A 25,325-nucleotide genomic window follows, 5' to 3' on the forward strand; every position below is an offset into this window, starting at 1 on the left:
TGCCTCCCGGTTTTCTTATGTCAGCTTGAGCTGCAGCTCTTTCAGAATCTTCTTTTCCCTCCGGGAAACCTGGACCTGCGTCATGCCGAGCGCGGATGCGGTCTCCACCTGCGTTCGGTTCTGGAAGTAGCGGAAAATAATAATGCTGCGGTCCCGCGGCTCCAGTTCCGTCACAACCTGTTTGAGCGACAGCAATTCGGCGATTTTGTCATCCTCCGAGTCCACTTCGACATCGATCTGGCCTCCCCCGTCCTCATCCGCCGCCGTGAGAGAAACCGGCATCTGCGCCGCGCCCAGGGCCTCTGCCGCCTGTTCCGGCTCCACATTGAGCAGATCAGCCAGTTCCCGGACGGTCGGCGTCCTGCCCTCGCGTTCCGAAAATTCGGAGGAAAGACGCGTAGCCCGGAGCGAGAGCTCCTTAAGGCTGCGCCCGACTTTGATTGTCCCGCCGTCCCGGAACAATCTGCGGATCTCCCCCAGAATCACGGGAACCGCGTAAGTGGAAAATTTGACGCCGCGGTCCGGGTCAAAGTGATCGACCGCCTTGACAAGGCCCAGACATCCCGCCTGGAACAAATCGTCATACTCGACGCCGCGTCCGCGGAAATGCCTTGCGCAGGAATGGACGAGTCCGATATTTTCCCGAACCGCCTGATCCCTATCCATTTTTCTGAGGGCGGCGCTCAATTGTCTTCTTCATCGTGACCGTCGTCCCCTTTCCGGGTTTGGAGATGACGTGAAGCCGATCCATAAAGCTCTGCATTACTGCAAAACCGAGCCCGGCCCGTTCTCCCTCCTGTGTTGTAAAAAGCGGCTGCATTGCCTGTTCAATATCTTCGATTCCGCAGCCCCTGTCTCGGACCCTGACTGTAACGGCGCCGTTTTCATATAAGCGGCAGGTTATGTATACGGTTCCTATGGTATCCCGATAGGCATGCACGATACAGTTTGTCACCGCTTCCGACACCGCCGTTTTGATATCGCAGAGCTCGTCCACCGTGGGATCCAGCTGTGCGACGAACGCCGCAACCGCAGCGCGTGCGAACGCCTCATTGGACGAACAGCTTGGAAACGAAACCGACATCTCATTGAGTGACTTCAATTCAGTCCCCTCCCTTAATAGCGCAAAGCTGATTCAGCCCCGCAAGCGACACGATTTTTTCAATTTTCGGCGGAAGACGGACAATTTCCACCTTACCGCCCCACAACTGCATCAATTTGCAGCGTCCCATAATCAGCCCGATGCCGGAGCTGTCCATAAACTGCACCGCTGAAAAATCGAAAATCAATTTTTTCGGCTTGATTCTTGACGCGGTTTCATCAATTTCTCCCCGGATCTCCCTTGCGGAATGATGGTCGATTTCCCCGCTGAGAACCGCTGTCAGGACCCCCTCCTTTAGAATCAGCCTGACGCCCATATGAAAGCCCCCCGTTGAATAAATTTATTTATTATTCCCGTTTTTACCCGGATGATTCACATTCGCATAAAAAAATCCCTTACTCAATAAAGATAAGGGATTTCGACTGAAATATTGCTCGAATTTTGCGGACAGGCTCTATTTTTTCGCCGGACTCCAAAGTTTCAGCGCATGGGAACGCACCGCCCCGGCAAGATAGAGGGACCCGCAGATCAAAAGCGCGCCGTTGGAACTCAGTCTGCCGTGTGCCATGCGAAGCGCCTCGTCCTGTCCCGCCGCAGGCTCGGCGGGGATTCCCAGCCGCCGCCACCGCTCCGCCAATTCGTGGGCGCTCATGGCGCGGGGACTGGAGGGCTCCGTTGTGATCACATAGGAAAACAGTCCCGACAGGTTTTTCAGCGCCGCATCGACATCCTTATCCTTCAGCATCCCCATCACGGCGATCAGGCCGCGGCCCGGAAGGTATTGCCGGACCGCGGAAGCCAGCGCGGCGGTTCCGTCCGGGTTGTGCGCTCCGTCCAAAATCACCAGAGGCGAGCGGGACAGAACCTCGAACCGGGCGGGAAACACCGCCTCGGAAAAACCCTGCTTCACCGCTTCCTCCGGGATGGAATAACCGGAATTTCGCAGCACATCGAGCACGGCGAGGGCAGTCACCGCGTTTTTCACCTGATGCTCTCCCAAAAACGGAAGATGCAGCCGGATTCCATTCCAGGAAAGCTCCGTCCCGAAAAGATCGGTGGAAAGCTCCCTCACTCCGGAAACAGCCGTTTCAACCAAACGATTGTGCCGCTCCATGGAGGTTCTCCGGATGGTCTCCGCCGCGCCGGGCTTCTGATCGGGATAGCTGACGGTCACTCCGCCTTCCTTGATGATCCCGCACTTTTCCAGAGCAATTTGCTCCACCGTATCGCCAAGGATTTTAGTGTGGTCCAGCGAAATGGAGGTAATCACCGAAACCAACGGCTTTTGAATCACATTGGTCGCGTCCAGACGCCCCCCGAGGCCAACCTCCAGCACAACGAGGTCGCAGGCCTTATCCGCATACCACAGGAAAGCCATCGCGGTGACGGCTTCAAATTCCGTAATCATCTCTCCCTGAGATTCCATTTCTTCGATTTCCGGAAAAACGCGGCCGGCAAGAGAAGCCAGATCGGAATGGGAAATCATCTCGCCGTCGATTTGCATCCGTTCGCGAAAGTCCGACAGATGAGGAGAAAGATACAGCCCGGTACGGTATCCCGCACGGCACAGAACGGAAGCCAAGAGTGCGCAGGTCGTCCCCTTGCCGTTGGTCCCGGCCACATGGACAAATCGAAGCCCGTCCTGAGGGTTTCCTAAACGCCCCATCAGACCGCGGATGCGCTCCAGGCCCGGCCGGGAGCCGAACTGCTGCAGGGATTCAATCTTTCGGACCGCTTCTTCATACGTCATGTAATCCATCCTTCTGATACACGAAAACCGGGAGCATCAAAGCCGATGCTCCCGATAAAAGTCCTTTAACTCCCGTTTGTCCTCCTCCGATAAGCCGTGCCACCGTATTCCCTGCACCGCTCCTTCCAGCGCGCACAGACGGTTGTAACAGGCGGAAGAGTCAAAGCCCTGGATTCGCAGTCAGACCTCTCTGCTCCCCGCCTTTCTGAGCTGTTCCGGCGTTTCAATTCCGGCCTGCCGAAGCTGCTGCGCCATCATTCTGCCGATATTCGGCAAGGACTCCAGTTCATCCATACTTTCACCTCTCCCGGCTTTCAAGCCAGGCTATGATAAAGATTCCAGAGAAGACTGAATCAAAGCAATATGGTCTTTGAGCTTCGCGGCATTCTGACGGACGCCGTCCACAACATTTTCCGGAGCTTTGGAAAGGAATTTCTCATTTTTCAGTTTCGTTTCCGCCGTCGCAAGCTGCTTGAGCGCGGACTCCAGTTCTTTCGAAAGCCGTTCCCGCTCCGCCTTACGGTCTACCAGATCGTCCGTAGGAATCAGCAGTTTCGCATCCGGCGTAACGATGGTCACGGCGTCCGAAACGTTCAAATCCACACCGACCTCTACATGATTCGCATAGGCAAGCCGTTCCAAAATTGCGGCGCCGTCCAAGAAAGTTTTCTGAGATGATGTGTCGATGGAAAGATGGGTTCTGCGCGACGGCGGCACATTCATTTCCGACCGGCGGTTGCGCACGGCACGCACGGCCTCCATAATCTTTTCCATTTCCTGCGCCGCTTCCGGAAAGCTGTGGGAATCATCCGGTTCCGGCCACTTGGAAACCATGATCGACTCGCCCTCGTGCGGCAGGGTCTGCCAGATTTCCTCCGTGATGAACGGCATAAACGGATGCAGAAGCTGCAGCGTTCCGGTCATGACCCAGACCAGGACCCTGCGCGCGTCCTGCGCCGCCTGTTCATCCCCGGAATTCAGGCGGATTTTGGAAATCTCGATATACCAGTCGCAGAATTCATCCCAAAGGAAGTCATAGAGCTTCTGAACGGCAATTCCCAGCTCGAATTTATCCAGATTTTCGGTGATTTCTCCCGCCACGCGGTTAAAGGAATCCACGATCCATTTGTCTTCCAGAGCAAGCTCTTCCGGCAGGCTGTTCGGAACATCCTTTCCTTCGATGTTCATCAAGATAAAACGAGCGGCGTTCCAGATCTTATTGGCAAAATTGCGGCTTGCCTCCACCTTTTCAGTGGAATAGCGCATGTCGTTTCCGGGGCTGTTTCCGGTTGCCAGCGTAAAGCGGAGCGCATCCGCGCCGTATTTGGATATCTCCTGCAGCGGTTCGATGCCGTTTCCGAGCGATTTGCTCATCTTGCGGCCCTGCGCGTCGCGCACCAGACCGTGAATCAGAACATTGTGGAACGGAACCTCCCCCATCTGCTCGATTCCGGAGAAGATCATGCGGGCAACCCAGAAGAAGATAATATCATAGGCGGTAACCAGTGTGTCGGTCGGATAAAAATAATCCAAATCGGGAGTTTTGTCCGGCCATCCGAGCGTGGAAAACGGCCAGAGCGCGGAGGAAAACCAGGTGTCCAGCGTATCCGGGTCCTGCTCCAGATGTTTTGAACCGCACTTCGGGCAGGTATGGGGTTCCTCCCGCGCGACGATCGTCTCGCCGCAGTCTCGGCAGTACCAGGCGGGAATGCGATGCCCCCACCAGAGCTGGCGGGAAATACACCAATCCTTGATGTTTTCCATCCAATGATAATAAATTTTAGAGAACCGATCCGGAATGAACTGCGTTTTCCCCGTCTGAACTTCCGCGATGGCCGGCTCGGCCATCGGTTTCATTTTGACAAACCATTGTTTGGAGACCCGCGGCTCGACCGGAGTGCCGCAGCGGTAGCACGCGCCCACATTGTGCTTGATCGGCTCGACCTTGACCAGAAAGCCGCCCGCTTTCAGGTCTTCCACAATCTTTTTGCGGGCATCCATGCCGGTCATCCCGGAGTAGGAACCGCCGTTTTCATTGATATTGCCGCTTTCGTCCATTACGTTGATAATATCGAGATGGTGGCGCAACCCTACTTCAAAGTCGTTCGGGTCGTGAGCCGGGGTGATTTTCACCACGCCGGTCCCGAAGTCGCGTTCCACATACTCATCGGCAATCAGCGGTATTTCGCGGTTCACCAGTGGGAGAACCAGCGTCTTGCCCACAAGGCCCCTGTACCGCTCATCCTCCGGGTGAACGGCAACCGCGGTGTCACCCAGCATCGTTTCGGGACGCGTGGTCGCAAGCTGAATGTAGCCGCTGCCATCCTTAAAAGGATAGCGGATATGCCAGAAAAAGCCGTCCCGCTCGGAGAATTCCACCTCCGCGTCGGAAATGGAGGTCCTGCAGTGCGGGCACCAGTTGATAATGCGCTCACCGCGATAAATCAGGTCCTTTTCGTACAGGTTGACAAACACTTCGCGAACCGCCTTGGAGCAGCCTTCATCCAAAGTAAATCGCTCGCGCTGCCAATCGCAGGAGGAACCGAGTTTTTTCTGCTGTTCTACAATTCTTCTGCCGTATTTTTCTCTCCATTCCCAGGCGCGCTTTAAAAACGCCTCGCGGCCGATTCCTTCTTTCGTCAGGCCCTCCTTGTGCATGGCCTCGACGATCTTTGCCTCGGTGGCAATGGAGGCATGGTCCGTTCCCGGCAGCCAGAGAGCGCAGTAACCCTGCATTCTGCGGTAGCGGATCAGGATATCCTGCAGTGTACAGTCAAGGGCGTGTCCCATATGAAGCTGCCCCGTGATGTTCGGAGGCGGCATAACGATCGTATAAGGTTTTTTCCCCGGGTCGCGTTCCGCGTGAAAAAATCCGCCGGAAAGCCAGAAATCATAAATCCGGTCTTCCACGTCCTGTGGGTCATAGGTCTTCGCTAGCTCCCTGCTCATTTACTTTCCTCCAATCGGTCAAGCACGGCGGGTTTGACCGAATCATTATGACACCTTCGGCATTTTTTGTCAATTATCCTCCCGCAAGAACCGGCGCGGCGCATCCACCCGAAACCGTGCAGTCCAAAAGAGCGGCGATGCACAGGCAAAGAGGAACATTTTCCGGGTCGGCGATTTCAACGGCATAGCAGTCCCCAGCCATTCCCCAACACTTGCCGTGCGTCATGATAACCTGCGAAACGTCATTCACAATGTCGAACGAACGCATCGGAAGACTGCCGCGGAAGCGCCAGCGCTTTCCCATCATCCTGACAGGCCGCCGAAGAGAGGAGTTATTGACGGTCACCCTGACTCTTTGCCCGCCGGCCGCCACGGAATATCGGATGGAATTGGAAATACGCACGCCCGAAATCCGTCCGACGGCACCGTGTTCCTCATCGAACAATAACATCCTGCAGCCAAACGGAGTGATCTTTCCCGTCACTTCAAAAACCGGATGGCCGTCAAAATTCAAAATGGTAAAAAGACAGTGGGTTCCCCCTACAGTCTTCAAATAAAACTGCAAGCGGATCCCCCCTTTACCGATACAACTTTTTGACTATCATAACATTTTTCCCTCAGGGCAGCAACTTAAACTTTTCCCGCGCACATAAAAACACGCCGAAGCATTCTGCCCCGGCGGATATCATCAGGCCTTTTTTGCGCTCACCCTTTTCCCATTCACCAGAATTGGGACCCGCTTGGTATGCGACATGGAAAAAGCGATGTTCGTCGCGTGGTCCGCGATCCGCTCCAAATTGATGAGGAGATCGTTAAACAGCGCGCTGGATTCCGCGCTGCACTGTCCGTTGTTCAGACGGCGAATATGATTCTCTTTCAGTTCCTCCGTACGGCCGTCAATTGTTTCTTCCGTATGGTCCACCTTATAGGAAAGCTCCGCGTCGCTGCTGCCTTTCAAAAACAGCTGGAAGGAATCGCCGAGGATGCTCAGAATCAGATCCTGCATCTCATGCAGCTCATCCGACGCGCTGCCGCTCAGAGAGGCTTTTCCATCAATCACAATCTGGGCCTGTTCCCCGATATTTTCGCTGTGGTCCCCGATCCGTTCAATATCGTTTACAACATGGAACAACGCGCCGACAATCTCCCGGTCGTTATCCTCCAGATCAAGCGCATTGATTCGAATCAGGTAGGCGGTGATCCTTTTATTCAAAAAATTAATGACCCCCTCATTCTCCTCAAGCTCTTTGATTTTGACGGGGTCCTTGTCAAACAGAGCCGCCATGGAATTGAGAAAGTTGGCTTTGGCAAGGTCCGCCATACGGCCTACTTCTTTCAAAAGCTGCGTCACCGCCACGGGCGGCGTGTTCAGGATACGGGAGTCCAGGTACTTCAGGCTCATGGCCTGCGCCGTGTTGTCTTCGCCCGGAATGATTTTGTAAGCCATGCGGATCAGCACGTCGCTCATCGGCAGCAGAATGGCCGTCGTGACCGTGTTGAAGATCACATGGACCAGGAAAATCTGGAACAGCACGTTTCCGGGAGACATTCGTATCACCAGCTGCGTGAATGGAGTCAGAATCGTGATGGTCGTGAACAAGGTCGCCCCAATCACATTGAACAGCAGGTGCACGATGGCGGTGCGTCTGGCTGTTTTATTCGTTCCTATTGAAGAAAGGATGGCAGTCACGCAGGTGCCGATGTTCAGCCCGAAAATCACAAACACCACGGACTTGAGATCAACCACGCCGGAAAGGGCCAGCGACTGGAGCACTCCCACCGTAGCCGAGGAGCTTTGAATAATGGCGGTAAAAACCAAGCCGGCCATCAGACCGATGAAAGGGTTTCTGAAATTCGTGATGATGTTGGCAAAGAGCGTGGACTTCCCCAGCGGTTCCATCGACGTGCTCATCGTGGACATGCCAAGAAACAGAATTCCAAAGCCGGCAATGATTTGCCCAATATGTTTCGTATTGCTTTTCCTGGCAAGCATGATCATCCCCACACCGATAAAAACCGCCACAGGCGCGATCGCCATAAAATTGATCGCTGTGATCAGCCCCGTCACGGTGGTTCCGATATTGGCACCCATGATGATGCCGACGGCCTGAGTCAGATTCATGATCCCGGCGTTTACAAAGCCGACCACCATCACCGTCGTGGCGGAGGAACTTTGGATGACCGCAGTTACGGCAAACCCAAGAAGAGCTCCCATGTACTTGTTCGTTGTAAGCCGCTCGGCCATTTCCTTAATCCGTGACCCTGCCGCAAGCTCCAGAGATTCCCCCATCAGCTTCATTCCGTACAGGAAAAGTCCCAGGCCTCCCAGCAGCATTAAAATATTATCAAGCGTCATAGCCTCTCCTGCCAATCAAAATTTTTGATTTACTAAGTTTTTTTGATTATATATGGACCCGCAGATCAAAACACATCCTCCTTTTGTTACAATTCTGTAAAATCCATGTAAAATAATATTACGAAAAAGATGTCGTAATATTCCGATATAAAATAATCCCGCCGAAAAGATTTTTTTCCAAAGGATTCGTTTACTATAAATAGTTTAGTATCGTGCCTTCTGTCACTTTTCGCTTAATTTCTTGTTTTCCACAGGAAACGAACGATTCTGGTGTTATAATAACCTCACGGCGTAAACGGAAGCGGAGCTTCCGACGCCTGAGAGAACATTGAACCATGACTGCGGGCCGGTCGCGTGTTATTGGGTTTTGGGGTCCATGGTATAATGAAAAAACAGTTATGGGAGAGGAAATTATGCATCGAATATTCCAGAGGGCCGGACTTAGAAAGAGGCTTTGGTTTCTGATTCTTCTCCCCGCAGCGCTGGTCCTGACCGCCTGCGCCGCCTGGAAACCGTCTTTTGCACAATGGTACGCAATCAGGATCTATCCCGCCCTGTCCCTGACGGTGAACCGGATAACGGGCCTTGTCCCGTTTTCCGTAGCGGAGTGTCTGGTGATCCTGCTTCTTCTTTGCATTCCCGTGATTCTCATCTTTTTCGCGGCGGGAATGATTCGGAAAAAAGGCTCGCGCCCGCTTTTCGCGCTGAAATCGGCCGTGAATCTGGCTGTCTTTTTCAGCATCGTCTCCTTTCTGTTCACCATAAACTGCGGGATCAATTACTATCGCTATCCCTTTGCGGACACCTGCGGCCTCAAGGTGGAACCATCTACCAGTACGGAGCTGAACGAGCTCTGCGTTTCCCTGGCATCGGATGCAAACCGGCTTCGTCCCGGCCTCAAAGCCGATGACCAGGGCGTGATGGAACTGCGCCAAAAAAGCCTTTCCATGACCGCGCAGGAGGCGGCCCTGGCCTATAACCGGCTGGAGCGGGATTACCCGCTGCTGCGCTCCGGTTACGGCGCGCCGAAGCTGGTCCATTTTTCCAGGGCGATGTCGCGCTGCAATATCACCGGCATCTTTTTTCCGTTCACCCTGGAAGCGAACGTGAATACCGACGTGCCGGAATATACCATTCCCGTCACCATGTGCCACGAGCTATCCCACTTGCGCGGGTACATGCGCGAAGAGGAAGCGAATTTTATCGGTTATTTAGTCTGCTCAAAAAGCGGGGAGCCGGATTTTCAGTACTCCGGCGACATGCTCGCTTTCACATATGCTTCCAACGCTCTTTTTTCCGTTGATGCCGACGCCGCAAACAAGATTTTCTCCTCGCTCAACCCCGGGGTTCGCCGGGATTTGGCATATAACTCGGAATACTGGAAGCAGTTCGAAGGCCCTGTCTCAAAAGCGTCGAACAGCGTAAACGACCAGTATCTGAAAGCAAACAGCCAGGATGACGGGGTAAAAAGCTACGGCAGAATGGTCGACCTGCTCCTCGCGCAGCAGCGCGCCGAAAAGAAAAAAGACTGACGAAGAGACAGAAACAGGCACCTAAAAACATGCCGCCATGTTTTTAGGTGCCTGTTTCCCAGCCATGGGCCAAAGCCCTGCAGAATCCGGCCGTTTCGGCCTATTGCGGATTTTTCTCATCGGCGGCTTCCGATTCTGAAGAAAGAGCCGATGTCTCACCTGTTCCCACTTCGACAGGCTCGATGCTGCCGTCCGAAATTTCTACCTTGCCTTTTAGCTTTGCACCGCTGCTGACCGTGATGGTCGTCGACGTAATATCGCCGATAATGACGGAGTTTCCCTGACAGCATACGTTCCCCATCACATGAACATTGCCCTTCAGCTTGCCGTCTATGGTCAGGTTGCCGCATTTAATGTCCCCGACGATTACGGAGTCGCTGTCCACATTGACTTCATCCGCGGCATTCAGGCTCCCGCGGACTGTGCAGGCGAACAAATCGATGCCGGCTCCCTGGACATCCCCAACTTGCTTGCCGTTGATCTTCACACTGCCGGAAGTCAGGATGCTCCCGGTCATGGTGCCCATCATTTCAATGTTGCCGTCGGACTTAATATCGCCCGTAATTGTGGTCCCAGAGGAAATCACCGTAGTGTTTTTCTGCTCATCGGCGAACGCGCTTTCAAACCGATTTCCATGCTGCCCTGACGGCGCAGCGGCATGACGGTCCGTCTGGTCCGGTTCTTCGGCAGCTTCCTCGTAAATCTCATCCCGTTTCGCTGTGCCGGCACGGCTAAAATGCAAATCGTCGGATCTGTCCATTGGGGCTGATTCCTCCAATTCAAACTCGGCATCCTGATAAGGTCCATTCCAAATTTTTTTCATAATCTTGGCAAATGTAGTTTCATGGTTTTCGCTCGCGATATCCATATGCACATGCCCCCAATGTAAAATAAGCCCTGCGGCTATCAGCACAGCATTTTCCTGTATGTATTATAATAATACATAATTCGGTAAATTTCCACTCTTTTTTAGGGTTTTTCGTAATTATTTGTTCACAAACAAGCCGAAAACCATAGCCAGCCTCGCCAATCCATGCCCCCGCCTTCGAATGGGGCGGTCCCCCATTGTGAAAGCTGCAAAAAAAACCGGCTGTAAGCCGGTTTTTTCATAGGATGTTCAATCCGCCATCAGGCTGCAGATCTGGTTGGAAAATGCAACCGGGTCGTCGATCGGAGCGCCTTCGATCAACAGGGCCTGGGTATAAAGCAGGGACGCATAGGTCTTCAGTTTCTCCTTATCGGAGTCAAACAGCTTGACCAGCCTGTCAAAAACCGGGTGATTCGCGTTGATTTCCAATACGCGTTGAGCCTGCACTTTTTCTTTTTCCGCATTGGGCAGCGAGTTCAGCACCTTTTCCATCTCCATTGAAATCGCTCCGCTGGTGGACAGGCAGACAGGGTGGGACTTCAGCTTATTGGAAAGAACTACGGCCTTTACTTTGCCGTCAAGCGCGTCTTTCATGAAAGAAAGCAGATCCTTGTTTTCTTCAACTTTCTGAGCCGCCTCCTTTTTCTCCTCCTCTGTTTCCAGATCCAGGTCGTCCGCGGAAACGGATTTAAATTCCTTGTCCTGATATTTCTCAAGCACCCGCACGGCGAATTCATCGATCGGGTCGGTGAGATAAAGGATTTCATATCCTCGGTCTTTCACGGCTTCCGTCTGCGGGAGCAGCGCGGCCTTCTGTACCGATTCTCCGCAGACGTAATAAATATATTTCTGGTCTTCCTTCATGCGGGTGACATATTCGGCCAGAGTGGAATACTTCTCTCCCGCCGAGGTATGAAACAGCAAAAGGTCCTGCAAAGCATCCTTGTGCGTTCCAAAATCCTGGTACACCCCGTACTTCAGCTGCAGCCCAAAATTCTGAAAGAACTTCTCATAGTCTTCCCGCTCGTTTTTCAGCATGGATTCCAGTTCGGACTGGATTTTCTTTTCAACCCGGCCCGCTATGATTTTCAGCTGGCGGTCATGCTGCAGCATTTCCCTGGATATGTTCAGCGAAAGGTCCTGGGAATCGACCAGGCCCCGGACAAAACTGAAATAATCCGGCAGCAGGTCGGCGCATTTATCCATAATCATAACGCCGTTGGAGTAAAGCTGAAGTCCCTTCTCATATTCTTTCGTATAAAAATCGTATGGAGCGCGCGCCGGCAGATACATCAGCGCGTGAAAAGTGGCGGTGCCCTCGGTGTACATATGGATCACTCTGGCCGGGTCCTCGTAATCCGCGAACTTGTCCTTGTAAAACTGATTGTACTGTTCTTTCGTGATCTCGTTCTTATTCTTGCGCCAGATCGGGACCATGCTGTTGAGCGTTTCTTCTTCGGTGTAGCTCTCGTATTCGTCCTTGCTGCCTTCCTTTAAGCGGCTTTTCTCCACATTCATGCGGATCGGGTAGCGGATATAATCGGAATACTTTTTGATCAGATTCCGAAGCGTATAGGTATCCAGATACTCATTAAATTTTTCATCGTCGGTATCCGGCTTCAGGTCAAGAACGATATCCGTCCCAGAGGTTTCCCTCTGCTCGCAGGGCTCGACGGTATACCCTTCGGCGCCGCGGGACTCCCAGCGGTAGGTTTCTTCGCCGCCGAACGCCCGGCTTACAACACTCACGTGGTCGCTGACCATAAACGCGGAATAAAAGCCGACGCCGAACTGGCCGATGATTTCAATGTCCGGTTTGCTTTCGAACTCGTTCTTGAAATCAAGCGAACCGCTTTTGGCGATGGTCCCAAGATTGGTTTCCAGTTCCTCCTTTGTCATGCCGCAGCCATTGTCTGAAATCGCCAGCGTGCGTTTCTCCTTGTCCGGCAGAATGCGAATGACAAAGTCATCGCGGCTCAAGCCCGTGTTTTCCTCCGAGAGGGCTTTATAATAAAGCTTGTCGATGGCGTCGCTCGCATTGGAAATCAGCTCGCGCAGAAAAATTTCCTTGTGGGTATAAATGGAATGGATCATCAGGTCCAAAAGATGCTTGGATTCCGCCTGGAACGGTTTGATCGGCATTTTAGATCCCATCCTTTGCAAAAAAGAATTAGCACTCAATAAGCTCAAGTGCTAATTCCTATTTTATCCGATCCTTCTGAAAATTTCAAGAGGACAAATTGTTAAATTTTTGTATCGAAGTTCTGTCTCGCGGGAACATAGTCGTGGTCCACCGTGATCACCGGGTAACAGTTTCCCGGCAGATCCCTGACCTTTTGGGAAATAGCCTCGACCAGTTCCTCATCCTTCATTGGAAATTCAAAGGAAACACAAACGTCAAACACCAGATTTGCATGGGTCGGCCCCCAGACCACCCGGAAATCGTGCATCCCGATTTCCGGAGAAAGTTCCTCGAGCAGCTGCCTGACCTGGCCCTTCAGTTCATTGGTGCGCGGATCGTCCATCGCGACCGGATCCATGTGAATGACCAGATGAATGCCCTTTTTCTCCATAAAATCACGTTCGATATTGTCTATGATGTCATGACTGAGCAGAACGTCCCGTTCCGCGGGGACTTCACAGTGGACGGTTGCGAAACAGCGGCCCGGTCCATAGCTGTGGACATTCAGATCGTGAATTCCGAGAATCCCGTCGTAACTGTCGATGGTGTGGTAGATATCGTCCACCAGTTTCCGGTCCGGAGCCTCGCCGAGTAGCGGGTTGCTGGTTTCCCGAACCAGCTGAAAGCCAGTGAACATGATCATAACGGCGACGGCAAGACCCACATAGCCGTCCAGATTAAACCCGGTCAGCTTTGTAATCACGGTTCCTGCCAAAACAGCCGAAGTGGACAGAACATCATTCATGCTGTCGGCGGCAGCCGCGGAAACGGTCGCGGATGAGATCGCCTTTCCGATCTGACGGTAAAAAGCCCCCTGCCAGGCCTTCAGCAAAACGGAAACCACCAGCACCGCAATCACGAACAGACTGAATTTGGTCTGTTCCGGATGGAGTATTTTTTGAAAAGACGTTTGAGCAAACTGGAAGCCCGTGACAAACACGACAAGAGACACCATCAGGCCGCTGATATATTCGATTCTGGCATGCCCGTAGGGGTGGCCGGAATCGGCGGGTTTCGCGGCCATTTTGAATCCGACCAGCGTCACAATGGACGAGGCCGAATCGCTCAGGTTGTTGACCGCATCCGCCGTTACCGAGATGCTGTGGAACAAAACGCCCGCGGTGATCTTGCCGGAAAAGAGGAGCAGATTGGTCACGATGCCGACAATGCCGGAAAATTTTCCGTAGCTTTCCCGCACTTTTGTATTCTCAGTGTTCTGATAGTCCCTGACAAAAAGCCGTATCAACAGGCGTGTCATGTTTCCCCTTCTCCCTATGCCAAAAAGGGAACCGCTCGGCAGTCCCCTTAAAACACAGCATACAGTATATTATAATTATAACATTTTTTTCTTGTGAAGAATCCAATACGCAACCGCGATGCATCCAACCGAAACGGCAGCCGGAAACCAGAAGCTTGGAAACGGGATTCCCGTGACGTTCATGCCGTAGGCGCCCGTAATCACGGCCGGCACCGAAAACAGCAACGTGATGGATGCGAGGGCCTTCATGACGATGTTCAGATTATTGGAAATGACGGAGGCGAAAGCGTCCATGGTTCCCGACAGAATATTCAGATGAATGTTGGACATTTCAATTGCCTGCTTCACTTCGATCAGAACGTCTTCCAAAAGGTCCTGATCCTCGTCGTACAGCTTGATGACCCTGCCCCGCATGATCTTTTCCAGCGTGATTTCATTTCCTTTGAGCGACGAGGAAAAATAAACCAGGGATTTTTCAATATCAAGCAGCTGCAAAAGCTCGGAATTTTTCATCGACTCCCTCAGCTCCGTCTCGACGGTGTTGCTGATTTTATCGATCTGTTTTAAGTACTGAAGATAGCGGCTTGCGACGCGCAGCATGATGTGCAGCAGGAACCGGGTCTTCAGGTTGGTGCGCACCCCTTTGACAAGGCCTCGCGCAAATTCATCCACCACCGAATTGTCCCGTATGGAAACCGTGATCACATTTTTTTCGGTCAGGATCAGCCCCAGCGGCATCGTGGAATAGGCCAGGTGCTTTCCCTCCTGTTCCACAACGGGAATGTCGATGACAACCAGCGTGTTGTCGTCCTCGTTGTCAATGTGGGAGGACTCCTCTTCATCCATCGCGGCGCGGAAAAAATCCGGTTCAATTCCGAAGTCCGCAATCAGATCCTCGATTTCACGGTCGTCCGGAGCAACACAGTTGATCCAGCAGCCGGGCTCGCATGCCTCGATCTGCGTCATGCGTCCATCCACCGTTTTGTAATAGGACAGCATTGTGCTCATCTCCTCTATGAAATTTTCTTCGCGGTTTCCCCAAAGGGTCAGGATTCACAATGCCACCCCCTCTTTATGATCAAATCGTTTCCCTGTGTGCTTTACATGAGCTATTATAGCACATAAGGCAGAGATTGCAAGAGAGCGGGCGATATTTTAAGCCCTATTTTTCCATACCGGTCTAAAAGCAACTTCAAATCGCTTATTTGATTGTTTTTAGCCGAATGGCCTAAAAATGAAGATGCTTCCAATGTTATTTTGCTTCTTACAAAGGCAGAAAATTCACGAGCCGGGTCCCAAATGAAATGAGAGGGCCGCAGAGCGGCCTCCACGGAGAACGAAGCACAAAAAATACGCTTCAAACCAGCCCATAAAAGCCGTTCCAAAGCGTATTTCCAATTCACACATGCCTGATATGGTCCACTCAAGGGTATGTCTGCACTCTTCACGACTTCCTGTTGAAAATCTGCATGATGTCTGTAAAATCGTCGTCTTCCATTGAATTGTTGTCGGGAACGGCAACTCTTTCCCGGGGCTTTGCATCCTGTTTTTCCTTTGGTTCTTCGGCAGGCATTTCCCCGCTGGAGGTGGCGAAGCCCGTCGCGATCACGGTAACGCTCATTTCATCGTCCATGTTCTCATCAAACGCGGCGCCCCAAATGATATTTGCGTCCTCATGGGCCTGGGATGCAATCATGGCGGAAGCCGTCTCGATCTCATCCAGCCCGATATCGGGCGAGGAGGTGATGTTGATTATAACACCTCTGGCTCCGTTGATGGCGGTCTCCAGCAGGGGGCTTGAAATCGCCATATTGGCCGCTTCCTGAGCCTTTTCTTTGCCGGAAGCACGACCGACTCCCATATGGGCGTAACCCGCGTCTTTCATCACCGCGGTGACGTCCGCGAAGTCCAGATTCACCAGGCCAGGCAGCTTAATCAGGTCGGAAATGCTCTGCACGCCCTGACGCAGGACATCGTCGGCGATGGAAAAAGCGTTCAGCAAAGTGATGCGCTGCTCGCTGACCAGCTTCAGGCGCTCATTCGGAATCACAACAAGCGAATCCACATGTTCGCGCAGAGCGGTGATCCCATTTTCAGCCTGCTCCATGCGGCGGCGTCCTTCAAACTCAAAGGGCTTCGTGACAATACCGACGGTCAGAACGCCCATATCATGCGCGATTTCGGCGACGATCGGAGCCGCGCCGGTGCCGGTGCCTCCGCCCATGCCCGCCGTAACAAAGACCATGTCGCTGCCGCGGATCGCCGCCGCGATGGCCTCCCGGCTTTCGTCCGCGGCTTTCTGCCCCATTTCAGGTTTGGAACCGGCGCCTTTTCCGTGCGTTACCTTTTCTCCGATCTGGATCTTTTGCGTTGCCTTGGAGCGGTACAGGGCCTGCCTGTCCGTATTGATGCTGATAAATTCAACGCCCTGCACGCCCATGGCAACCATGCGGTCAATCGCATTGCCGCCGCCGCCGCCGACCCCGATGACTTTTATCTGAACAATATTGTCAAAGTCATTCTCAATTTCAAAAGGCATGTGCCGCAGTCCTCCTTATGTAAATCCTGTGATTTTTTGTATCCCTGCATCTATCGAAAATCTTTTCATGATATCGTCCCATATTAAAATATTATACACGATTCAGGCTCAATTTCAATAAATATTTTCTTTTGTGGCCCAAATAAAGCCTGATTTTGCTTTTGCTCTCACGAACCCGAAGCCGGGTCGAAATAAGCGGTGTCGTTATCCCCCGCGGTGGAGAGGTTCAGAGTCCCTTTTTCCGTGCTTTTGATCTCCCCGTCGTCAAACAGCTTTTTTGCAAAACTGATTTTATAATCCAGGTCGGACGGCATTCCCAGATTGATCGTGACGCGCCCTTCATAGGTCAGCAGAATTTTGGAAGTAGAGGAAAAATCCACGCCCGTGATGTTTTTCAGCCCGTTGCTTTTCAGGGCCCTTTCGACCTCCGTCAGCGACGACTGCAGCGATTTGTCCGCGAACTCGGCCGTCTTCCCTTCTTTTGGGCTTTTCAGCGTGATTCCCCGGATCAGCACACAGCTCTGCGGCAGCTTGTCCGCCATTTCCAAAACCCTGAAATCATCTCCCAGGACAACGTATTTCCCCGAAGATTCCACCGCGCCGCAGACCTGCGCCTCGGCGACCTGTATGCTGATCCGCGCCGGAAATTTCCGCCTGACCTTTACGGAACCGATATAAGGCAGGCGGGCTTGTATCTGTTTTTCCGACTGTCTGGTTTTCGCAAGAAAAAGATTTTCCCCTTTCTTGATGCCGCATGCGCCGATAATCTGCTCCTGTGTGTACCGCGAGGTCCCGCCGACCTGGATGGTATCGATCTTAAAAAGGACCGTGAGTGAAACGGCCACGGCAGCCGACACGACCGTGAAGAACAGGAAAAAATAAAAGATCAGAAGGGCCCTGCGTCTTCGGCGCCGACGATTTTCCGCGCGGATTCCGGCCCGGGAGGGCGCGCCGTCATTTCCCCTCCGGGCAGGCCTGTTTGTTCCGCTCCAGCGGCTGTCTGCGTTCAATTCTCGCCGTCCGTTCTTCAAGTCCCTCATTTTCAGTTCCTTCCAGAAATCATCCTAAACGCGTTTGATGTCCGCCCCCAGCAGGGCCAGATTTTTTTCAATACATTCATAGCCCCGGTCCAGATGATGCAGGCCGTGCACTTCCGTCGTTCCCTGCGCCGCGAGCCCCGCTACGACCAGGGCCGCTCCCCCCCGCAGATCCGAGGCTTCCACCGACGCCCCGGAAAGGCGTTTCACGCCTTCCACAACCGCGACACGTCCCTCCACCTTGATATTCGCTCCGAGCCGGAGAAGCTCTCCAACGTGCTTATAACGGCTTTCGAATATATTTTCGACAAAAATACTGGTGCCGTTTGCCACCGTGGTCATGGCCATGACGGGAGCCTGCGCGTCCGTCGGAAACCCCGGGTACGGCATTGTCCTGACGCTCTTGATCCGGCTGAGGCGCTCCGGGGCGGCGATGCTGACGGCATTGTCGTATAGGTCGATCCGGCATCCGCTTTCTTCCAGGACCGGCAAAACCGGGGCAAGATGATCCGGAATCACGCTGGAAAGCGTCAGCGTGCTCCCCGTGATGGCGGCGGCCGTCATATAGGTGGCGGCCGCGATTCGGTCCGGGATCACATTGTGTTCGCAGCCGGACAGCCGGCTGACGCCTTCGATACAGATGGTGCTGTTCCCGGCCCCGTGGATTTTTGCCCCGCAGGAATTCAGAAAGTCCGCCAGGTCTGAAATCTCCGGCTCCCTCGCGGCATTGTTGATCACGGTTTTCCCCTTTGCCCGACAGGCAGTGATGATAATATTCTCCGTCGCGCCGACGCTGGGAAAGGAAAGATTGATGACGGCTCCCTTAAGCCCGTCCGGAACCGCGCAGTCCAGGCATCCGTGGTCCTCATTGATGACGACCCCCATTTTCCGCAAAGAGGAAAGATGCAGGTCGATCGGACGCGGGCCAAGCTCACATCCCCCCGGGAACGACAGCACAGCCCGCTCCAGACGGCTGACAATCGCCCCTAGGAAGATGATGGAGGAACGCATCTCGCGCATTAAGTGGTCGGGGATGTCGTAATTTTCCGCGGGGAGAGGATTAATCACAACATCTCCGGCGGTACGTTCCACTTTGCATCCAAGATGCCGCAGGATCTTAATGGCGGTGTCCACATCCGAAAGCGCAGGGCAATTATGTAGGACACATTCGCCTCCGCATAAAAGTGACGCGGCCATCAGCGGCAGAGTGCTGTTTTTTGCACCGTGAATCTGCACTTCCCCCTTGAGTTTTTTTGTGCCATGTATCAACAGTTTCGACATAGCAACACCCCCACATAATCTGTTACCATATTATGCTGTGCGGGGGATTGCGGTGACGACTCAATCCAGCGGCGACCGGTCCAGGACTTCCTTGATCAGCCTGTAAATCCTTTCACAGGAATCCGGGATAGCCATTTTTTTCGCATTTTCCGCAAGCGTCTCTATTTTTCCCGGCTGCGAAAACAACTCCTGTACCTTCCGGCACAAAAATTCGCCGGTCAGATTTTTTTCCTCTATGATTTCCGCGGCGCCGCGGCCAACCATCGCCATGGCGTTGTGAAACTGATGATTTTCCGCGACGTTGGGAGAGGGAATCAGAATGGACGCCCTTCCGACCGCCTGCAATTCGCTCAGGGTGATCGCCCCGGCGCGGCAGATGACAAGATCCGCCGCGGCAAGACAGTCCGGCATGTCGCTGATGTATTCCCGGACGTCCAGCTCTTTGTGATCCTTTAATTCAAGGCCTTTTTCCTTTAAAAGACCGGGAAACCATTTTCCCCACTGGCCATAGCCATGGATATGTTGAAAGCGGCCGCTTTTCGCGCTCTGAACCAGCAGGTCCGCCGCCGCCTCGTTGATTTTCCGGGCACCCAGGCTTCCGCCGAAGGAAAGGATCAGCGGTCTGGAGTCAAGGCCGAGCTTTTCACGGGCCGCCTTTCGGTCGGCGCGGACAACCTCCTGCCGGACCGGATTGCCGGTCAGAACGCACCGGGCGGAAGGACTGAGATATTTTTGCGCGTCCGCCACGGCCAGCATGGTCCTGTCCGCTTTTTTCGACAGCATTTTGTTTGTGACGCCCGGGTATGCGTTCTGTTCATGGATGACCGAAGGGATCCCCATGCGAATCGCTTCCCGGACGACGGGGCCGGCCACATAGCCGCCCGTGCCGACGCAGATGTCCGGGAGAAAACCGCGGATGATCCGGCGGGCCTCCAGTGTCGAAGTGAACAGGTGAATCACCGTTTTTCCGTTTCTGACGAGATTCTTGACACTCAGGCTGCGCTGAAATCCCGAAATCGTGATGCTGCGAAACTCATATCCGGCGGATGGAACGAGGCGTTCCTCCATCCCGCCTTTCGCCCCGACGTACAAAATCCCGGCGTCCGGCTCCCGTTCCTTTATGTAGCCGGCAATGGCGAGAGCGGGGTTGATATGGCCGGCCGTACCTCCGCCGGCAAACAGTACTTTCATGGCAAACCCTCTGATTTTCTATATTTTTTCAATGGCAGACGTTCGCGAAATGGACAGAATGATCCCCATTTCGGCCAGAAGAATCACGAGCGACGTTCCTCCGTAGCTGAAAAAGGGCAGACTGATGCCGGTGTTCGGGATGGTGTTGGTCACAACCGCGATGTTCAGGATGACCTGAAGGCCGACCTGGACAATCAGCCCGATTCCAAACAGCATGCCGAACTTATCTTTCGCGCGAAGGGAAATGGTAATGCCGCGCCAGATCAGCATGGCGAACAGGATGATGATAATCAGCGCGCCGATGAATCCCAGTTCCTCGCATACGATGGCGAAGATAAAATCGTTCTGCGGCTCCGGAAGATACAGAAATTTCTGGCGCGACTGCCCCAGACCCAAACCGAGCAGACCGCCGGAACCGATCGCGTACAGGGACTGGCGCGTCTGCCAGGTGTCCGCGATCAGTTCCGGCGTCGCGTTGGAAAACGGGTCCAGCCAGGCGGTGATCCGATCGCTCGCATAGGCGTACTCTTTTGCGAACAGGACAAGGTACGCCACGCCGGCGCCCAGGATGCTGAACGCGCCGACAAACCAGCGCAGTTTCACCCCGCCGATGAACAGCATCACCGCGCCGAGCAGAACGATGATGACGGTCGCGGAAACATGGGGTTCCCACATCAGCAGCGCCGCCGTCATTCCCAGAATCAGGGCATAGGGAAGCACGCCATAAAGAAACGTTCCCATCCGGTTGAAATTCAGCGATATCAGATGCGCAAAGATCAGAACGATGGAAAATTTGGCGATTTCGGAAGGCTGAAACTGCCCGAAAGGTCCGAGATCAATCCACCTGTGTACGCCGTTGATCGCCGGCATAAACTTGACCAGCACCAGAAGCGCGTACGAGACCAGCAGAATCGGGATCGCGAATTCATGAAAATGATGATAATCAAAATAGGAAACAGCGAACATAACAATCACGCCGAGCACGGCGAAAACCGCCTGTTTGCTGATGAAAAAATAGCTGTTTCCGTTGTGGCGATAAAATGCGTTCGCATAGCTGGCGGAAAACATCATGATCAGGCCGATAATCAGCAGGACCATCACAAGGAACAGAAAGGGCAGATCCATGCCGGAGCGCACGGAAAAGATACGGAATCTTTTCCGCACTTTTTTCCCGTACGCGGTGGCGTCGCGGATTTTTCCAACCGGGCGTTTCGCCGCGTTTCCCGGCATGGGAGCAACGGCGCTCTGATTCCGTGCCATGAATGTCTCCTCCTTTCCATTTCAGGTATGATTAAAGCATAATCCCCCCGCCGAATCTGTCGGTCCCTGGGGAATTATCAGAAACCGAAAAATGCCAGCAGTACGGCGGCCGCACCGGAAAAAGCCGTGACTCCGCTGAAAACCAGGCAAATTTTCACCTCGCTCCAGCCGCAAAGCTCAAAATGGTGATGGATCGGGCTCATTTTAAACAAGCGTTTCCCATGGGTCGCCTTAAAATACGCCACCTGCAGCACAACGGACAAAATTTCAAAAATATAGACGATTCCGACCGGCAGGATCAGGATCGGCGCGTTCACATCAAATCCGAGCGCACAGACCAGTCCCCCCAGGAACAAAGAGCCGGTGTCGCCCATAAAGACCTTTGCAGGGTTGAAATTCCACACCAGAAACCCCAGGCAGCCGCCCGCGGCGGCCGCGGACATGATCCCGACCGGGATCAGCCTGAAAATGCCGGCGATGATCATGAAGGACGCAGAGGCAAAAAAGGTGACGGAAGCATTCAGCCCGTCGATGCCGTCCGTAAAGTTGACGGCATTGACCATTCCCACAATCCCAAGGAGCGACAAGACCCAGTACCAAACGCCCAGATTGACTCCGCCGGCAAACGGGACCAGCGTGACGGAACCCGCTCCGAACCGGTAAAGCGTATACAGATATGCCCCGGCCACAAGAAACTGGAGGACAAGCTTCTGCCGGACGGTAAGACCCAGATTCCTTTTTTTGACCACTTTGATGTAATCGTCAAAAAAGCCGATCAGGCCGAACCCGCAGGCCATCAGCAGACCGCCGACGGTTTTGGTCCTCATGGCAAGATTGCTCTGGGTCAGCCCCGTGGCGCCGTAATACATCGAGAGGCAGACCGCCGAAGCCGCAAGAATTCCCACAATAAACAGGAACCCGCCCATTGTCGGCGTTCCATTTTTTTTTCTGTGCCAGGAAGGCCCGACGTCGCGGATCGTCTGCCCGAAGTTCAGGCGATGGAGGAAGGGCACCATCCATTTTCCAAGAAGTGCCGTAACCCCAAACGAAATTGTCGCCGCCGCAAGAGTCCATAAAGAATTCATTGATTGATTCACCCTTATTCTGTAAACTGTCCTTCCGGTTTATACATCACCCGGTCCGCAGCGGATTCCACCGGCCTCAGGCTGTTCAGGGCCTTCAGGACTTCCGCAAACGGAATGCCGGCGCCCACCGCCGCGCAGGCCGCCGCCAGAACCTCTTCGACGTCCGAAAGGCTGCCGCCGTTCAGGCGGACGCGCCCGATCACTCCGAATCCGACGATTTCAAACGCGGCGTCCCCGTCCGGAGTCATCCGAATGTTGCGGGCGGTGAAATCCGCGTCGTCGCGCGCCAGGGAATAGGTAATCAGCTTTGCGGCGCCCGCGGCCCGGAACGAAAGCTCGCGCTCGGCAACGCACACGTCCCATCCTTCCGGATCAGATTCCGCCGCGTCCCCGCAGAGAAGCAGCACCGACTTTGCCGCGCCGCGAGGCAGCGGTTTCCCGTATTCCATTACGCGGCAGCGATCCCGGCCGCAGAACTGAAAGATCCAGCTCAGCACGGCCGCGGAACCTCCGCCCCTTTCAGCCACCGCGACCATTTTTACGCATGGGCCGCGTTCTGCTTTCAATTTCATGGAATCTCTCCCCAAACTTTCATTATTCCACCTGACTTGGCTCAATAAACGAAACCGTGACAACCGTGCCGGGCGGCACTTTGGTTCCCTCCGAAATGTCCTGCAGCTTCGATATCGCATTGGTGGATCCGGACAGAGCGGCTCCGGTCACGCTGATATTGATTCCGGCCGACGCCGCCCGCTCATTTGCCTGAGCCAGGGTCAGCCCGACGAGATCCGGAACGACAACCGTCTTTTTCCCGCTCTGCTGATCGGTGAACAGGACCACCTGGCCCCCTTTGGGAATGCTCTTGCCGGGTTCCGGAACCTGAGACACCACTTTCTCGCCGCTGCCGTAGAACTGGGAAGTCAGGCCGGCCTGGAAAACCTTGTTTTTCGCCTCCGCGATCGTCAGTCCCGTCACATTCGGCGCCTGGGCGTCCAGTTTTTTCATCTCTTCATCCGTATAGACCGGTTCCACTCCGAGATAGGGAAGAACTTCCGTCATCGTCTTCAGGAACACAGGTCCCGAGACCTGGCTTCCATAATAGCTGCTCCCGTGAGGCTCATCGTAAAATACCAGCATGGCGATCTGCGGATCGTCCGCCGGGGCAAAGCCGCAGTAGGAAGCGATATACTCCTTGCTCGTCCTGATCTCCTGCTTTTCGGAAGTCCCCGTCTTCCCCGCGATCCGATAGCCCGGAATATAACCGCTGCTCGCGGTCCCGTCCGTCGCGTCCTGCTGCAAAATCATGGATATTCTGTGCGACGTGTCCTTTGAAATCACCTGGCGTTTCGGCGTCGTGTCGGCGGTCTTGACAATATTTCCGTTGCTGTCCAAAATCCGGTCGACCACATGGGGCCTCACCAGATACCCGCCGTTCGCCACTGCGGCGCAGGCGGTGATCATCTGAATCGGAGTAATGGTAAAGCTCTGGCCGAATGCGGAAGTCGCAAGCTCGACCGGCTTGAGCTGGCTGGCCGTATAATAGAGGCTGCGGGACTCACCCGGCAGGTCAATGCCGGTTTTAGAGGTAAAACCGAACGCGTTGAAATATTTGAAAAACAGATCGGGGCCGAGCATTTGTCCGACCTGCATGAACACGACGTTGCTCGATTTGCAGATGCCCTGCGCAAAGGTCAGATGTCCGAATCCCCCGCGCCTCCAGTCGTGGATGACTCTGTCTCCGATCGTTAAAGACCCGGGGCAATTGAAAGGCGTATTTTCAGAAACCAGATTTTCCTCCATGGCCGACGCGCCTGTAATCATTTTGAATACGGAACCGGGCTGGTAGGTGTCGCTGACGCACTTGTTGCGCCACTGGGCCTGCTGGGCATCCTTGAGCGCCTTCGTTTTATCCGCCCCGTCCGGCATCTTGGCAATGACGTCCGCCTGAGTTTTGTCCGCTATGGTGAACGGGTCGTTCGGGTCGAAGTCCCCCTTGACCGCCATGGCGATGATGCCGCCTGTCTTGACATTCATGATAATGGCGCAGCCGCGGTTCTGTACCTTGTTGTCGACAAGGCCTTCCTGCAGGTTCTTTTCCAGGATGTGCTGTACCACCTCATCAATGGTCAGAACAAGGCTGTGGCCGTCCTGAGCGGGAACCTCCTGTTCATAGTCGTACTGCATGTCGGTGCCGATCGCATTTTTTGCCGTAACCAGCTTGCCGGATACGCCGGTCAGTTCGCTGTCGTACTCCGCCTCCACGCCGGACAGGCCCTGGCTGTCCGTGCCCGTAAAGCCGAGCACCGTGGACGCCAGCGTGCCGTAGGGATAATATCGTTTATAATCCTCGATCAGCCGGACTCCGTTCGTGATGCCATTTTTGTCCTTGAACGCGACGATCTGATCCTTGACGTCCGATTCCACCTTGCGCTTAATGACATCGTAGTAGGTCCTCTTTTTGCTGTGTTCCAGAATGACATTTTTATCCATATTGAGGATTTTGGCAAGCCCGGCTGCAATCAGGTCCCGGTTTTTGTCGGTGATATAGGCGGGTTCCAGAACAACCTGCCAGACCGTCGCACTCTGCGCCAGGACTTTCATGTTTTGGTCATAGATCGTCCCGCGCTGAGCGGTCAGAACCGTATCCTTGACCTGGTTGTCGACAGCGCGCATCTTGAGCGTTTCGCCCTCGACAATCTGCAGCCGGACCAGGTTGAAAACAACGGCTCCGAACCCGGCCAGGATCATCATCAACAGAACAAAGACCGTCCTGTGCCACATTCTTATGGTTGTTCCCTTTGCCATGCCTTGTTCCTCCAGTTGCCTGAAAAAAGAATCCGAATCCAAAAATGAGAGTCAAGAACTTTTTCTCAACTCTCCTTTTATCAAACGGCGGAAGGCCTCACAGACGCCCGAACACGCTATTAATACTTAT

Annotated in this window: 20 protein-coding genes and 1 pseudogene; 1 reads left to right on the forward strand and 20 read right to left on the reverse strand. The window is 53.9% G+C overall.

Annotation, left to right across the window (positions count from 1 at the left end; all coding sequences use genetic code 11):
* Positions 1-15 precede the first annotated feature (15 nt).
* The 8 genes and pseudogenes from EQM14_RS10325 to EQM14_RS10360 all read right to left on the reverse strand — a co-directional run bounded on the left by EQM14_RS10325 (position 16) and on the right by EQM14_RS10360 (position 8,157).
* Positions 16-666: a sigma-70 family RNA polymerase sigma factor gene (locus tag EQM14_RS10325; RefSeq protein WP_128742882.1), complete on the reverse strand. Its 651-nt coding sequence runs from the start codon at positions 664-666 to the stop codon at positions 16-18.
* Positions 659-1,102 carry an anti-sigma F factor gene (gene spoIIAB / locus EQM14_RS10330; RefSeq protein WP_305764108.1) on the reverse strand — a complete coding sequence of 148 codons (444 nt, stop codon included), beginning with the start codon at positions 1,100-1,102 and terminating at the stop codon, positions 659-661. The genes EQM14_RS10325 and spoIIAB overlap by 8 nt, the downstream gene beginning before the upstream one ends.
* Position 1,103: 1 nt before the next feature.
* Positions 1,104-1,418, reverse strand: a complete 315-nt coding sequence (locus tag EQM14_RS10335; protein ID WP_128742884.1) for an STAS domain-containing protein — start codon at positions 1,416-1,418, stop codon at positions 1,104-1,106.
* 138 nt (positions 1,419-1,556) lie between these two features.
* Positions 1,557-2,852 (reverse strand): bifunctional folylpolyglutamate synthase/dihydrofolate synthase, encoded by a 1,296-nt coding sequence (locus tag EQM14_RS10340; RefSeq protein WP_128742885.1) that lies wholly within the window; start codon positions 2,850-2,852, stop codon positions 1,557-1,559.
* A gap of 36 nt (positions 2,853-2,888) precedes the next feature.
* Positions 2,889-3,146 (reverse strand): annotated as a pseudogene (locus EQM14_RS10345) (TfoX/Sxy family protein).
* 30 nt (positions 3,147-3,176) lie between these two features.
* On the reverse strand, positions 3,177-5,801 hold the full coding sequence (locus EQM14_RS10350) for a valine--tRNA ligase (protein ID WP_128742887.1): 2,625 nt from the start codon (positions 5,799-5,801) through the stop codon (positions 3,177-3,179).
* Positions 5,802-5,874: 73 nt separating this feature from the next.
* The gene (locus EQM14_RS10355; RefSeq protein WP_128742888.1) at positions 5,875-6,366 is read right to left on the reverse strand and encodes a hypothetical protein; all 492 of its coding nucleotides are present in this window, start codon (positions 6,364-6,366) and stop codon (positions 5,875-5,877) included.
* 123 nt (positions 6,367-6,489) lie between these two features.
* Positions 6,490-8,157, reverse strand: coding sequence for a Na/Pi cotransporter family protein (locus EQM14_RS10360; RefSeq protein WP_128742890.1), 1,668 nt, complete (start codon positions 8,155-8,157; stop codon positions 6,490-6,492).
* A 413-nt stretch (positions 8,158-8,570) separates the two neighbouring features.
* Between EQM14_RS10360 and EQM14_RS10365 the strand changes: the two genes are divergently transcribed.
* Entirely contained in the window at positions 8,571-9,689 is a 1,119-nt protein-coding gene (locus EQM14_RS10365; protein WP_128742892.1) for a DUF3810 domain-containing protein, read from the forward strand.
* A gap of 100 nt (positions 9,690-9,789) precedes the next feature.
* Here EQM14_RS10365 and EQM14_RS10370 read toward each other — a convergent pair whose 3' ends face one another.
* The 12 genes from EQM14_RS10370 to EQM14_RS10425 all read right to left on the reverse strand — a co-directional run bounded on the left by EQM14_RS10370 (position 9,790) and on the right by EQM14_RS10425 (position 25,195).
* Positions 9,790-10,449: a bactofilin family protein gene (locus EQM14_RS10370; RefSeq protein WP_164919038.1), complete on the reverse strand. Its 660-nt coding sequence runs from the start codon at positions 10,447-10,449 to the stop codon at positions 9,790-9,792.
* A gap of 357 nt (positions 10,450-10,806) precedes the next feature.
* Entirely contained in the window at positions 10,807-12,699 is a 1,893-nt protein-coding gene (htpG, locus tag EQM14_RS10375) for a molecular chaperone HtpG (RefSeq protein WP_128742895.1), read from the reverse strand.
* A 101-nt stretch (positions 12,700-12,800) separates the two neighbouring features.
* Positions 12,801-13,997 carry a cation diffusion facilitator family transporter gene (locus tag EQM14_RS10380; protein ID WP_128742896.1) on the reverse strand — a complete coding sequence of 399 codons (1,197 nt, stop codon included), beginning with the start codon at positions 13,995-13,997 and terminating at the stop codon, positions 12,801-12,803.
* A gap of 75 nt (positions 13,998-14,072) precedes the next feature.
* A complete protein-coding gene (locus tag EQM14_RS10385) occupies positions 14,073-14,996 on the reverse strand; it encodes a magnesium transporter CorA family protein (protein WP_128742898.1) in 924 nt (307 codons plus the stop codon).
* A gap of 445 nt (positions 14,997-15,441) precedes the next feature.
* Positions 15,442-16,536: a cell division protein FtsZ gene (gene ftsZ / locus EQM14_RS10390; protein WP_128742900.1), complete on the reverse strand. Its 1,095-nt coding sequence runs from the start codon at positions 16,534-16,536 to the stop codon at positions 15,442-15,444.
* Positions 16,537-16,703: 167 nt separating this feature from the next.
* The gene (locus EQM14_RS10395) at positions 16,704-17,576 is read right to left on the reverse strand and encodes a cell division protein FtsQ/DivIB (RefSeq protein WP_128742902.1); all 873 of its coding nucleotides are present in this window, start codon (positions 17,574-17,576) and stop codon (positions 16,704-16,706) included.
* A gap of 24 nt (positions 17,577-17,600) precedes the next feature.
* A complete protein-coding gene (gene murA, locus EQM14_RS10400) occupies positions 17,601-18,854 on the reverse strand; it encodes a UDP-N-acetylglucosamine 1-carboxyvinyltransferase (protein WP_128742904.1) in 1,254 nt (417 codons plus the stop codon).
* A 60-nt stretch (positions 18,855-18,914) separates the two neighbouring features.
* The gene (murG, locus tag EQM14_RS10405; protein WP_128742906.1) at positions 18,915-20,045 is read right to left on the reverse strand and encodes an undecaprenyldiphospho-muramoylpentapeptide beta-N-acetylglucosaminyltransferase; all 1,131 of its coding nucleotides are present in this window, start codon (positions 20,043-20,045) and stop codon (positions 18,915-18,917) included.
* Positions 20,046-20,063: 18 nt separating this feature from the next.
* Positions 20,064-21,275: an FtsW/RodA/SpoVE family cell cycle protein gene (locus tag EQM14_RS10410; protein ID WP_128744308.1), complete on the reverse strand. Its 1,212-nt coding sequence runs from the start codon at positions 21,273-21,275 to the stop codon at positions 20,064-20,066.
* Positions 21,276-21,382: 107 nt separating this feature from the next.
* Positions 21,383-22,390: a phospho-N-acetylmuramoyl-pentapeptide-transferase gene (gene mraY, locus EQM14_RS10415; RefSeq protein WP_128742908.1), complete on the reverse strand. Its 1,008-nt coding sequence runs from the start codon at positions 22,388-22,390 to the stop codon at positions 21,383-21,385.
* Between the two features lie 14 nt (positions 22,391-22,404).
* On the reverse strand, positions 22,405-22,962 hold the full coding sequence (locus EQM14_RS10420; protein WP_128742910.1) for a hypothetical protein: 558 nt from the start codon (positions 22,960-22,962) through the stop codon (positions 22,405-22,407).
* Between the two features lie 22 nt (positions 22,963-22,984).
* On the reverse strand, positions 22,985-25,195 hold the full coding sequence (locus EQM14_RS10425; protein WP_128742912.1) for a penicillin-binding transpeptidase domain-containing protein: 2,211 nt from the start codon (positions 25,193-25,195) through the stop codon (positions 22,985-22,987).
* Positions 25,196-25,325 lie beyond the last annotated feature (130 nt).

The organism is Caproiciproducens sp. NJN-50 (assembly GCF_004103755.1).
Lineage (GTDB): Bacteria > Bacillota > Clostridia > Oscillospirales > Acutalibacteraceae > Caproicibacter.

What these genes read in the sequence shown, in the direction of transcription:
- EQM14_RS10325 (WP_128742882.1), bottom strand. Translation starts at nt 666, where the DNA reads ATGGATAGGGATCAGGCGGTTCGGGAAAATATCGGACTCGTCCATTCC.
- EQM14_RS10335 (WP_128742884.1), bottom strand. Translation starts at nt 1,418, where the DNA reads ATGGGCGTCAGGCTGATTCTAAAGGAGGGGGTCCTGACAGCGGTTCTC.
- EQM14_RS10340 (WP_128742885.1), bottom strand. Translation starts at nt 2,852, where the DNA reads ATGACGTATGAAGAAGCGGTCCGAAAGATTGAATCCCTGCAGCAGTTC.
- EQM14_RS10350 (WP_128742887.1), bottom strand. Translation starts at nt 5,801, where the DNA reads ATGAGCAGGGAGCTAGCGAAGACCTATGACCCACAGGACGTGGAAGAC.
- EQM14_RS10360 (WP_128742890.1), bottom strand. Translation starts at nt 8,157, where the DNA reads ATGACGCTTGATAATATTTTAATGCTGCTGGGAGGCCTGGGACTTTTC.
- EQM14_RS10365 (WP_128742892.1), top strand. Translation starts at nt 8,571, where the DNA reads ATGCATCGAATATTCCAGAGGGCCGGACTTAGAAAGAGGCTTTGGTTT.
- EQM14_RS10370 (WP_164919038.1), bottom strand. Translation starts at nt 10,449, where the DNA reads ATGGACAGATCCGACGATTTGCATTTTAGCCGTGCCGGCACAGCGAAA.
- htpG (WP_128742895.1), bottom strand. Translation starts at nt 12,699, where the DNA reads ATGCCGATCAAACCGTTCCAGGCGGAATCCAAGCATCTTTTGGACCTG.
- EQM14_RS10380 (WP_128742896.1), bottom strand. Translation starts at nt 13,997, where the DNA reads ATGACACGCCTGTTGATACGGCTTTTTGTCAGGGACTATCAGAACACT.
- EQM14_RS10385 (WP_128742898.1), bottom strand. Translation starts at nt 14,996, where the DNA reads ATGCTGTCCTATTACAAAACGGTGGATGGACGCATGACGCAGATCGAG.
- ftsZ (WP_128742900.1), bottom strand. Translation starts at nt 16,536, where the DNA reads ATGCCTTTTGAAATTGAGAATGACTTTGACAATATTGTTCAGATAAAA.
- EQM14_RS10395 (WP_128742902.1), bottom strand. Translation starts at nt 17,576, where the DNA reads ATGAGGGACTTGAAGAACGGACGGCGAGAATTGAACGCAGACAGCCGC.
- murA (WP_128742904.1), bottom strand. Translation starts at nt 18,854, where the DNA reads ATGTCGAAACTGTTGATACATGGCACAAAAAAACTCAAGGGGGAAGTG.
- murG (WP_128742906.1), bottom strand. Translation starts at nt 20,045, where the DNA reads ATGAAAGTACTGTTTGCCGGCGGAGGTACGGCCGGCCATATCAACCCC.
- EQM14_RS10410 (WP_128744308.1), bottom strand. Translation starts at nt 21,275, where the DNA reads ATGCCGGGAAACGCGGCGAAACGCCCGGTTGGAAAAATCCGCGACGCC.
- mraY (WP_128742908.1), bottom strand. Translation starts at nt 22,390, where the DNA reads ATGAATTCTTTATGGACTCTTGCGGCGGCGACAATTTCGTTTGGGGTT.
- EQM14_RS10420 (WP_128742910.1), bottom strand. Translation starts at nt 22,962, where the DNA reads ATGAAATTGAAAGCAGAACGCGGCCCATGCGTAAAAATGGTCGCGGTG.
- EQM14_RS10425 (WP_128742912.1), bottom strand. Translation starts at nt 25,195, where the DNA reads ATGGCAAAGGGAACAACCATAAGAATGTGGCACAGGACGGTCTTTGTT.